The sequence below is a fragment of the bacterium genome (assembly GCA_024742285.1).
Taxonomy (GTDB): domain Bacteria; phylum Myxococcota_A; class UBA9160; order UBA9160; family UBA4427; genus UBA4427.
On the sequence record JANSYR010000035.1, the window covers coordinates 1 to 4,828 of the forward strand.

At 65.3% G+C, this 4,828-nt stretch carries 3 protein-coding genes; all 3 read left to right on the forward strand.

What is annotated here, in order from left to right; translation table 11 throughout:
• The first annotated feature begins 254 nt into the window (after positions 1 to 254).
• Complete coding sequence (gene pyrH / locus NXI30_28915; protein ID MCR9098262.1) at positions 255 to 980, forward strand: UMP kinase; 726 nt, start codon at positions 255 to 257, stop codon at positions 978 to 980.
• Positions 981 to 1,119: 139 nt separating this feature from the next.
• Positions 1,120 to 4,368 carry an ExeM/NucH family extracellular endonuclease gene (locus tag NXI30_28920; protein MCR9098263.1) on the forward strand — a complete coding sequence of 1,083 codons (3,249 nt, stop codon included), beginning with the start codon at positions 1,120 to 1,122 and terminating at the stop codon, positions 4,366 to 4,368.
• Positions 4,369 to 4,511: 143 nt separating this feature from the next.
• Positions 4,512 to 4,828, forward strand: a 317-nt coding sequence (locus NXI30_28925) for a ribosome recycling factor (GenBank protein MCR9098264.1), incomplete at its 3' end; no start/stop codon positions are given.

Here is a 4,828-nt window from a genome sequence, read left to right on the forward strand (position 1 = left end):
AAGACCTGCAGCGCGTCGGCATTGACGATCACCCCGCCCCGCTCTTCGGCGATGCGGAGGGCGAGACCCGATTTGCCGCTCGCCGTGGGACCGGCGATGAGCACGGGCCTGTCCGGGGGGATCTCGGGCAGCGGGATCTCGCTGTTGTGCGGACCAAATCCGGGGTCGGGCATCGGCAAGGGGCCCTCGCGCCATTGACAGGGGCCTCGTATCCGACAATTTGCGCCCGACGCAAAGAGGAGGCGCGGAGCCACATGGACGACAGCGACAAACCGGCCTTCAAGCGCGTGCTGCTGAAAATCTCGGGCGAGGCGCTGATGGGCGACCAGGGCTACGGCCTGCACCCGCCGACGGTGGAGCGCATCGCCAGCGAGGTGAAATCGGTCCACGACCTCGGCGTCGAGATCTGCATGGTGATCGGCGGCGGCAACATCTTCCGGGGGCTCGCAGGGGCCGCGCAGGGGATGGAGCGGACCACGGCCGACTACATGGGGATGCTGGCCACGGTGATGAATGCGCTCGCCGTTCAGTCGGCGCTCGAGGAGCAGGGCGTCTTCACCCGGGTGATCTCGGCCATCCGCATGGACGAGGTCGCAGAGCCCTACATCCGCAGGCGCGCGGTCAGGCATCTGGAGAAGAAGCGCGTCTGCATCTTCGCCGCGGGCACCGGGAACCCATATTTCACCACCGACACCGCCGCGACGCTGCGGGCCAACGAGATGGCCTGCGAGGCGATCTTCAAGGGCACGAAGGTGGACGGGGTCTATGACAAGGATCCCAACAAGTACCCCGACGCCAAACGCTATGACGAGGTGACCTACGACGAGTGCCTGCAGAAGCACCTCGGCGTCATGGATGCCTCGGCCATCGCGCTGGCGCGGGACAACGACCTGCCGATCATCGTCTTCTCGCTGGACGAGCCGGGCGGCTTCCGCGGGATCCTCGCGGGCAAGGGCACCTACACGCGGGTGCATGGGTAGGCGACAGGCAGCCTGTCGCAACGTCGTCAGACGACTGTCTCGAAACCTTCAAGAAATGGCGTCACTGCTGCCGTAATTGACGGCCGCGGGATGCGATGCGTGGCCGGCTTTCCTCGTCACCGAAAGAAGGAATACGGTCATGCCTACGACGATCCTCCGCGAAGGGTTTGAAGCCGACGGAAACGGGACGCGGTACATCACCTCCGTCCCCGAGTTCAGCGACGGTTTCGGCGATTTCTTCACCCGGTCCGACGGTTCCAATACCGAAAGCTCCGTGGAGTATCTCGGCGCCACGGGTGACTTCTACTTCGCGGGCATGGACCTTGACGGGGAAGGGGCGACGCTGCCCCTGACGCTGACCTTCTCGGATATCGACATCTCCGGGTCGACCGACCTCGGCTTTTCCGTGGACCTCGCGGAGGACGACGACGGGTCAAACGAGGATTGGGACGACAACGACTTCGTGCTCTTCGAGTACCGGATCGACGGCGGTGCCTGGCAGAACCTGCTGCAAGTGGCCGAGTTCGACGACGGCGACGGCTTCAACCAGGCGCCCGGCATCGACACCGATTTCGACGGACAGGCCGACGGCGCGCTTCTCACGGCCTCGTTCGCCACGTTCTCGGCCGACATTGCGGGCGTCGGTTCTCTGCTCGACCTGCGAGTGACGTTCCAGCTCGACTCCGGCGACGAGGACATCGCGATCGACGAGATCGTCATCACGGACGGGGGCGGCGGCCCGACGGGACCCGCCTACACGCTCCAGATCGCGGACACGACCGTAGCGGAGGACGGTGCGCCGGTAGGGGCCACACTGACCCGGACCGGCGATACCTCGGCCGCCGTGGCCGTCGCGCTGACGAGTTCCGACACGACGGAAGCGTCGGTGCCGGCGGAGGTCACCTTCGCCGAAGGTGAGTCGACCGTGTCCTTCGACATCACGCCGGTCGCGGACGGGATCGTCGATCTCGACCAGTCCGTGACGATCACGGGCACGATCGGCGCGGATGTGGTGAGCGAAACGCTGGAGGTCCTTGACGCCGAATCCGGCCCGATCCTGATCAGCACGATCCAGGGATCCGGCGGCTCCTCCGACTACGTGGGCCGGGAGGTCATGGTCGAGGGCATCGTGACCGGCGTCTATGTCGACGGCCTGCGCGGGTTCTTCGTGCAGGAGGAAGATGCCGATTGGGACGGCGACGCCGCTACGTCGGAAGGGATCTTCGTGTTCGCGCCGGATGCCGCCGTCGCCGAGGGCGACAAGGTCCGAGTGACCGGCGAGGTAGGCGAGTTCTTCGGCCTGACGCAGATCTCGGCCGCGTCTGTCGAGACACAGTCCGGCGGCAACGACCTGCCGACCTCGGTCGAGGTCACCCTGCCGATCATCTCCGATCCGGCCAACGACTTCGAGGCGCTGGAAGGGATGCGGCTGACCTTCACGCAGGAGCTGACCATCACGCAGCTCTTCAACTACGAGCGTTTCGGCGAGCTGCAGCTGTCGACGCAGGGTCTCGTTCCGCAATACACCCAGATCGCGGAACCGGACCCGGCGGGCTTTGCCGCCTACCAGGCGCAGGACGAAGCGACACGGATCATCCTCGACGACGGAGCGAGCGGTCAGAATCCCGCGACGCTGCCCTTCCTCGATGTCGATGAGTTCAGCGCCGGCGACACGATCGCCGGGCTGACCGGCGTGCTCAATTTCAGCTTCGGCGACTGGAAGGTGCTTCCGACCGAGGCGGCGCCCGTGGTGATCCAGAACACCGTGTCCCGTCAGGAGGCGCCCGAGGATGTCGGCGGCGACGTCAAGGTCGCGAGCTTCAACGTTCTCAACTACTTCACGACGATCGACGACGGTATCAACACGGTCAACGGTCAAGAGCCGCGCGGCGCGGACAGCGAGGCGGAACTGGCGCGGCAGACCTCGAAGATCGTGGCCGCGCTGAACGAGATCGACGCGGATGTGGTCGGTCTTGTCGAGATCGAGAACGACGACGGGGCCGCCACCCAGGCGCTGGTGGATGCGCTGAACGCGGTGTCGGGGCGGAGCTACGCCAAGGTCGACACCGGCAGGATCGGCACCGACGCGATCAAGGTCGCCTTCATTTACGACACCGAGACAATGAAGATTGCCGACGGAACGAGCATTGCGGTTCTGGACGATCCCTCCTTCGTCAATCCGATCGGCGACGACCCGAAGAACCGCCCGGCGCTTGCCGTGACCTTTGAGGAAAAGGCGACGGGCGAGAAATTCACCGCGGTGAACAATCACCTGAAGTCGAAGGGCAGTGCTGTCGACGGCGATCCGGATCTCAACGACGGCCAGGGCAACGGTGCGGCCACTCGCACGCTTGCCGCGGAGAAACTCGTCGACTGGCTGGCGACCGATCCCACCGGGTCGGGCGATGCGAGGACGCTGGTGATCGGCGACCTGAACGCCTACGCTCAGGAAGACCCGATCGACGCCATCAGGGAAGGTGCCGACGACGTCCTGGGGACGGCGGACGACTTCATCGACCTGCTCGCGGCGGATGTCGGAGCGGAGAACGCCAGTTCCTTCCGGTTCTCGGGCCAGTGGGGCACGCTCGACTACGCGATGGCCAACACCGCTCTCGCGGGGCAGGTGACGGGCGTCACGGCCTGGAACATCAACTCGCTGGAGCCGGCCTACCTCGATTACAACGATGCCGTGCGGGATTCGACCGAGCCGTCTTTCGCAAGGGTACCGGACGCGCTCGAGGCGCTGTTCGACGCCAACTCCCCCTTCCGGTCCTCGGATCATGACCCGATCATCGTCGGGCTCGATCTGGACGGCTTCGACGAGCGGATCGTGGGGACATCGAAGCGGGACGTGCTCTTCGGCACGCTCGGCGACGACCTGATCGAAGGCCTCATGGGCAATGACCGGCTCTTCGGTCTCGACGGCGACGATGATTTGAAGGGCGGCAAAGGAAACGACAGGGTCTTCGGCGGCATCGGCAACGACCGGCTGAAGGGCGGCGAGGGCAATGATCGGCTCTTCGGCGGCTTCGGTGACGACCTTCTGCACGACGGCAGCGGCAACGACCGGATGTTCGGAGGGTTCGGCGACGATACGTTCGAGATCGGCGGGGGGCGCAACGATCGCGTCGAGACGGGCTTCGGCGCGGACACGATCGTGTTTTCGGCAGCTCTTGCCGGCAACGGCAACCGGGACCGACTGGTGATCGACGACTTCGACGTCGATATGGATGTGCTCGACCTCGACGGGACGGGCATTGCCAAGGTCCGGGACACGGGCGACCACGTTCGCCTGATCCTCGACGGTGACCGCGATGTGATCGTCCTGCGTGGCGTGGAGTCGGCCGAGGACATCATTTTCGCCGACGATACCCTCGGTTTCGTCTGAGGAAGGAAGGTCCGGTCGGGCGGGGCGCCGGAGACGGCGTCTCGCCTTTGCCATACTGCCCGCAGCCGCGTTTGCCCGCAGCCTATACACCGTGACGGCTTGTGGTATACGCAAGCAAAACCGCGGTGACATCCGGGCAGACGATGACAGACGATTTCGAAATCGACACCGACGATCTTCAGCGGCGCATGGACGGCGCGATGAACAATCTGCGCACGGAGTTCGCGTCGTTGCGCACGGGCCGCGCCTCCGCCTCCATGCTGGAGCCGGTGCAGGTCGAGGCCTACGGACAGATGACCCCGATCAACCAGGTGGGCACGGTGAACGTGCCGGAGCCGCGGATGGTGACCATCAACGTCTGGGACAAGGCGATGGTGGGCAAGGTCGAGAAGGCGATCCGCGAGAGCGGCCTCGGCATCAACCCGCAGCTCAACGGCACCATCATCATGCTGCCGATCCC